Genomic DNA, 5,742 nt, shown 5'->3' with positions numbered 1-5,742 from the left:
CTTGCCGTCAAAGTCTTGCGACTTAAACGATGGCAGCCTTTTGAACCAAACGGGTCACAACCCAGTTCTTGGTCTTGGAGATAGGACGGCTTTCGGTGATCTCGATCACGTCGCCCATCTTGTACTCGCCCTTTTCGTCATGGGCGTGGTACTTGCTGGACAAAGACACAATCTTGCCGTACAGCTCGTGCTTGACGCGACGCTCAACCAGCACCGTGACGGTCTTGGCGCGCTTGTCGCTAACCACCTTGCCAACCAAGGTGCGCGTGAGGGATTTTTTAGCTTCCGTCATTTTTTGGCTCCTTGCTTGACGATGGTTTCGGCCAAAATGGTTTTGGCGCGAGCGATGGCACGGCGCGTGGAACGCAACGTGGAAGTGTTGGTGAGTTGCTGCGTGGCTTTTTGCATGCGCAGGCCAAAGTGCGCTTTTTGCAGCTCTTTGACTTCAGCTTGCAGGCCGGCAACGTCTTTTTGGCGCAGTTCAGTAGTTTTCATGATGTCATTCTCCTGATTACTGGCCGATCATGCGGCTGACGAACGTGGTGCGCAGCGGCAGCTTGGCGGCAGCCAGGCGGAACGCTTCGCGGGCCAGTTCTTCAGGCACACCGACGATTTCAAAAACAATCTTGCCGGGCTGAATTTCAGCCACGTAGTACTCTGGGTTACCTTTACCGTTACCCATACGCACTTCAGCAGGCTTTTGGGAGATCGGCTTGTCCGGGAAGACACGGATCCAGATACGGCCGCCACGCTTGACGTGACGGGAAATCGCACGACGTGCGGCTTCAATTTGACGAGCAGTCAGGCGACCACGGTCGGTGCACTTCAGACCGAAGTCACCGAACGCCACCGAGCTGCCTCGTGTGGCGACGCCGGTGTTGCGGCCTTTTTGCTCTTTGCGGTATTTTCTGCGAGCGGGTTGCAGCATTTATATTCTCCGTTATTCCGACCGATTACTCGGTCTTTGAACCGTCAGCTGCTGCAGCTGGCGCGGCTTTGCGGACGCGCTTAACGGTGGTTTTCGGGGCTTCGGCGCCAGACGCCTCAGCCGGTTTGTCGCTGCCATCGGCCGGAGCCGTGTTCACGCCGCCAGCCACGCCACGGGGTGCGCGGGCACCACGGGGAGCGGGACGGTCAGAACCAGGGCGGGTATCACGGCGAGGACCGCGAGGCTTGCGCTCTTCGTCAGACGGTGCTGCATCCAGCTTGGCGCCAGGCGATTCGCCACGGCCCAGCGTATCGCCCTTGTAGACCCAGACCTTGACGCCGATCACACCGTAGGTGGTCTTGGCTTCGGAGGTGCCGTAGTCGATATCGGCGCGCAGGGTGTGAAGGGGCACGCGACCTTCGCGGTACCACTCGCAACGAGCGATTTCAATGCCGTTGAGGCGGCCGGACGACATGATCTTGATGCCCAGGGCACCCAGACGCATGGCATTTTGCATGGCGCGCTTCATGGCACGGCGGAACATGATGCGTTTTTCAAGCTGTTGGGTGATGCTGTCAGCGATGAGCTTGGCATCAATTTCCGGCTTGCGAACTTCTTCAATGTTCACGGCGACTGGCACGCCCAGCTGGCGGCTCAGTTCTTTCTTGAGGTTCTCGATGTCCTCGCCTTTTTTGCCGATCACAACGCCCGGACGTGCCGAGAAAATCGTGATGCGGGCATTCTTGGCGGGGCGCTCGATCAGAACGCGCGAAACCGCGGCGTTCTTCAGCTTGGCCTTGAGGTACTCGCGAACCTTGATGTCTTCAGCCAGCATGCCGGCGAAATCACGGTTGCTCGCGTACCAGCGGCTGGCCCAGTTGCGGCTAACTGCGAGGCGAAACCCGGTTGGGTTGATTTTTTGTCCCATATCCTGCTGCCTTTAGTTGCCAACCACCACGTACACATGGCACGTAGGCTTGCTGATGCTGTTACCGCGGCCTTTTGCGCGCGCAGAGAAACGCTTGAGCGTGGCACCTTGCTCGACGTAAATGGTTTTCACCTTCAACTCGTCGATATCGGCACCATCGTTGTGTTCAGCGTTGGCGATAGCGGACTCAACCACCTTCTTGATGATTCCAGCAGCTTTTTTCTGCGTGAAATTCAGGATGTTGAGCGCTTGATCCACTTTCTTGCCGCGGATCAGGTCAGCGACCAGACGGCCCTTGTCGACCGACAGACGAACGCCCCTGAGGGTTGCACGTGTTTCCATGGTCTTTCCTTACTTTCTCACAACTTTTTTGTCAGCCGGGTGACCTTTGAAAGTCCGGGTGAGTGCGAACTCGCCCAGCTTGTGGCCAACCATTTGATCGGTGATGTAGACAGGCACGTGCTGCTTGCCGTTATGCACGGCAATGGTCAGGCCGATGAACTCGGGCAGGATCATGGAGCGACGCGACCAGGTCTTGATCGGCTTTTTGTCCTTGTTGGTAACCGCTTTATCAGCCTTGGCTACCAAATGATGGTCGACAAACGGACCTTTTTTGAGTGAACGGGTCATAGCCTATCCCTTACTTCTTGCGACGCGACACGATCATGACCTGCGTGCGCTTGTTGTTACGGGTGCGGTAGCCCTTGGTCAGATTGCCCCATGGATCAACTGGATGGCGACCTTCACCGGTCTTGCCTTCACCGCCACCGTGCGGGTGGTCAACCGGGTTCATCACCACACCGCGAACGGTTGGGCGAATACCCATCCAGCGCTTCACACCGGCCTTGCCGAGACGGCGCAGGCTGTGTTCTTCGTTGGCGACTTCACCAATGGTGGCACGGCATTCGATGTGGATCTTGCGAACTTCACCGGAGCGCATGCGCACCTGGGCGTAGGTACCTTCACGCGCCAGCAGCGTTGCAGACGTACCGGCGGAACGGGCGATTTGCGCGCCCTTGCCGATTTGCATCTCGATGCAGTGAATCGTGGAACCCACAGGGATGTTGCGGATAGGCAGGGTGTTGCCGACGCGAATCGGCGCTTCCGAACCACTGATCAGCGTGGCACCGACTTCAAGGCCGCGAGGGGCGATGATGTAAGCGCGCTCGCCGTCGGCGTAGCAGATCAGCGCAATGTGAGCCGTGCGGTTGGGGTCGTACTCGATACGTTCGACCTTGGCCGGAATGGCGTCCTTGTTGCGCTTGAAGTCGACCACGCGGTAGTGGTGCTTGTGACCACCGCCCTTGTGGCGAACCGTGATGTGACCGTTGTTGTTACGGCCGGACTTCTGGAATTGCGGCTCCAGCAACGGCGCATAACCCTCACCCTTGAACAGGTGGTCACGCGAGATTTTCACCGCGCCACGCTGGCCCGGTGAAGTTGGTTTCATTTTAATGACGGCCATGATTACGCAGCCTCCCCACCGAGGTTCAGCTCTTGACCTGGCTTGAGCGTCACATAGGCTTTACGGATATTGTCCCGACGGCCCACAGACTTGCCAAAACGCTTGGTCTTGCCTTTTTGGTTGAGTACAGAAACTGCCTTGACGTCAACCTTGAACATCAATTCCACAGCGGCCTTGATTTCATATTTGGTGGCGTCCTGCAGCACCTTGAAGGTCACGGAATTGGATTTCTCGGCGATCATCGTGGCCTTTTCGGACACGATGGGCGCAACCAAAACCTGCATCAGACGGCCTTCGTCAAATTTGGATTTGCTGTTCACGGCGCTCATGCGAACATCTCCTTGAGTTGGTCCATGGCGGCCTTGGTCACCAGCACCTTTTTGTAGTGAACCAGCGACAGCGGATCTGCGTAGCGGGGCTCAACCACCAGGATGTTGACCAGGTTGCGGGAAGCCAGGTACAGATTTTCGTCAATCTGATCGGCAATCACCAGCACCGAATTGAGGTTCATGGCCTTGAATTTGTCAGCCAGGACTTTCGTCTTGGGCGAATCCACGGTCAGGGAATCAACCACAGCCAGACGGCCTTCGCGGGCCAGCTGCGAAAAGATCGAAGCCATGCCGGCGCGATACATTTTCTTGTTGATCTTCTGCGTGAAGTTTTCATCAGGCATGTTCGGGAAGATACGTCCGCCTCCGCGCCACAGCGGGGAAGAAGTCATACCAGCACGTGCGCGACCCGTACCCTTTTGCTTGAAAGGCTTCTTGGTCGAGTGACGGACCTGCTCACGGTCTTTCTGGGCACGGGTGCCTTGGCGGGCGTTGGCCTGGAAGGCCACGACCACCTGGTGCACCAGGCTTTCGTTGTATTCGCGACCAAACACGGTATCAGGCGCGTCCACTTTGGACGAAGCCAGACCTTGGTCATTCAGGAGTTCGACCTGCATCAGTTCGCTCCTTTAGCAGCGGTTGAAGCCTTGGCTTTGATGGCGGCGCGCACCGTGACAAAACCACCCTTGGAACCAGGCACGGCGCCACGAATCATCAGCAGCTGACGGGCTTCGTCGATGCGCACGATGTCGAGGTTTTGCGTGGTGACAGTTACGTCGCCCAGATGACCCGTCATGCGTTTACCAGGAAACACACGACCAGGATCCTGCGCCATACCGATGGAGCCGGGAACGTTGTGCGAACGGCTGTTACCGTGCGACGCGCGCTGCGAGCTCATGTTGTGGCGCTTGATGGTGCCGGCATAGCCTTTACCGATGGAGGTGCCCTGCACGTCCACCAGCTGGCCCACCGCAAACACGTCAGCGGCAGGTACAACCGTACCGGCAGCATATTTGCCTGCGACGTCAGCCGTCACGCGGAATTCTTTCAGGATTTCACCAGCTTCAACGCCTGCTTTCGCAAGGTGGCCGGCGGCCGGCTTGGTCACGCGCGACGCTTTGCGCGCGCCAAATGCCACTTGAAGGGCATCGTAGCCGTCATTTGCTTCGGTTTTAACCTGGGTTACGCGGTTGTTGGACACATCCACCACCGTGACAGGAACAGTATCCCCATCATCGGTGAACAGACGCATCATGCCCACCTTGCGACCCAGCAACCCTAGGGAGTTGCTCAGACTCATTGTTTTCTCCAAAACTTCCACCGCTGCAACTTCAATTGGCTGCAGACGTTTTAATGTGAAAGGCGGTTAATAAAACTGCTTTGGCCCGCCATGACGAATCATGCCGAATCCAAGGCAGCCCAAAAGTATAGCGCAGACTGCCAAATAAGGCAAATCTGCGCCAACACTCAAGTTTTGGGGGAGTTTAAGCGTTGGGTCAGCCCAACGCCTCATGCCCCCCGTTTTCGCTTACTGCAGCTTGATTTCGACGTCCACGCCAGCAGGCAGATCGAGCTTCATCAACGCGTCAACGGTTTTATCCGTGGGGTCAACGATGTCCATCAGACGCTGGTGCGTGCGGATTTCAAGCTGGTCGCGGCTCGTCTTGTTGACGTGGGGCGAACGCAGGATGTCGAAACGCTTCATGCGGGTTGGCAGGGGCACGGGACCCTTGACAATCGCACCAGTGCGTTTTGCAGTGTCAACAATCTCGGCGGCTGACTGGTCAATCAGTTTGTAGTCAAACGCCTTGAGACGGATGCGGATTTTTTGCTTGGCGGCCATGGTAATTCCTTTTTTATTGATGTGGAATTACGCGAGGATCTTGGCCACAACGCCAGCGCCCACGGTACGGCCGCCTTCGCGGATGGCGAAGCGCAGGCCTTCTTCCATGGCGATCGGGTTGATCAGCTTGACGGTGATCGACACGTTGTCGCCAGGCATGACCATTTCCTTGCCTTCTGGCAACTCGATCGCACCGGTCACGTCCGTCGTGCGGAAGTAGAACTGGGGACGGTAGTTGTTGAAGAAGGG

Annotated in this window: 12 protein-coding genes; all 12 read right to left on the bottom strand. The window is 57.2% G+C overall.

The features are described from left to right. Positions 1-22: 22 nt before the first annotated feature. Positions 23-292 (bottom strand): 30S ribosomal protein S17, encoded by a 270-nt coding sequence (gene rpsQ, locus PJE01S_RS23940; protein ID WP_068836222.1) that lies wholly within the window; start codon positions 290-292, stop codon positions 23-25. Continuing rightward, entirely contained in the window at positions 289-498 is a 210-nt protein-coding gene (gene rpmC, locus PJE01S_RS23935) for a 50S ribosomal protein L29 (RefSeq protein ID WP_068836221.1), read from the bottom strand. Before rpmC ends, rpsQ begins: the two co-directional genes overlap by 4 nt. 13 nt (positions 499-511) lie before the next feature. After that, positions 512-928: a 50S ribosomal protein L16 gene (gene rplP, locus PJE01S_RS23930; protein ID WP_068836220.1), complete on the bottom strand. Its 417-nt coding sequence runs from the start codon at positions 926-928 to the stop codon at positions 512-514. Between the two features lie 25 nt (positions 929-953). Continuing rightward, positions 954-1,856: a 30S ribosomal protein S3 gene (gene rpsC / locus PJE01S_RS23925; protein ID WP_068836219.1), complete on the bottom strand. Its 903-nt coding sequence runs from the start codon at positions 1,854-1,856 to the stop codon at positions 954-956. A 12-nt stretch (positions 1,857-1,868) separates the two neighbouring features. After that, on the bottom strand, positions 1,869-2,198 hold the full coding sequence (gene rplV / locus PJE01S_RS23920) for a 50S ribosomal protein L22 (RefSeq protein ID WP_007866508.1): 330 nt from the start codon (positions 2,196-2,198) through the stop codon (positions 1,869-1,871). A gap of 9 nt (positions 2,199-2,207) precedes the next feature. Then, positions 2,208-2,486, bottom strand: a complete 279-nt coding sequence (rpsS, locus tag PJE01S_RS23915) for a 30S ribosomal protein S19 (protein ID WP_007866503.1) — start codon at positions 2,484-2,486, stop codon at positions 2,208-2,210. A gap of 10 nt (positions 2,487-2,496) precedes the next feature. After that, complete coding sequence (gene rplB / locus PJE01S_RS23910) at positions 2,497-3,321, bottom strand: 50S ribosomal protein L2 (protein ID WP_068836218.1); 825 nt, start codon at positions 3,319-3,321, stop codon at positions 2,497-2,499. A gap of 2 nt (positions 3,322-3,323) precedes the next feature. Continuing rightward, positions 3,324-3,650, bottom strand: coding sequence for a 50S ribosomal protein L23 (rplW, locus tag PJE01S_RS23905; protein ID WP_068836217.1), 327 nt, complete (start codon positions 3,648-3,650; stop codon positions 3,324-3,326). Beyond that, positions 3,647-4,267, bottom strand: coding sequence for a 50S ribosomal protein L4 (rplD, locus tag PJE01S_RS23900; protein WP_068836216.1), 621 nt, complete (start codon positions 4,265-4,267; stop codon positions 3,647-3,649). The genes rplW and rplD overlap by 4 nt, the downstream gene beginning before the upstream one ends. Further along, complete coding sequence (rplC, locus tag PJE01S_RS23895) at positions 4,267-4,950, bottom strand: 50S ribosomal protein L3 (RefSeq protein ID WP_068836215.1); 684 nt, start codon at positions 4,948-4,950, stop codon at positions 4,267-4,269. The genes rplD and rplC overlap by 1 nt, the downstream gene beginning before the upstream one ends. Positions 4,951-5,178: 228 nt before the next feature. Then, positions 5,179-5,493, bottom strand: coding sequence for a 30S ribosomal protein S10 (gene rpsJ, locus PJE01S_RS23890; RefSeq protein ID WP_068836214.1), 315 nt, complete (start codon positions 5,491-5,493; stop codon positions 5,179-5,181). A gap of 27 nt (positions 5,494-5,520) precedes the next feature. Continuing rightward, on the bottom strand, positions 5,521-5,742 hold a 222-nt coding region (locus tag PJE01S_RS23885), incomplete at its 5' end, for an EF-Tu C-terminal domain-related protein (protein WP_479687613.1).

It is taken from the genome of Polaromonas jejuensis NBRC 106434 (genome assembly GCF_001598235.1).
GTDB classification, from domain to species: domain Bacteria; phylum Pseudomonadota; class Gammaproteobacteria; order Burkholderiales; family Burkholderiaceae_C; genus Polaromonas; species Polaromonas jejuensis.
Note: the sequence above shows the minus strand (reverse complement) of the source record. Positions and strands in the feature narration are given on the sequence as shown.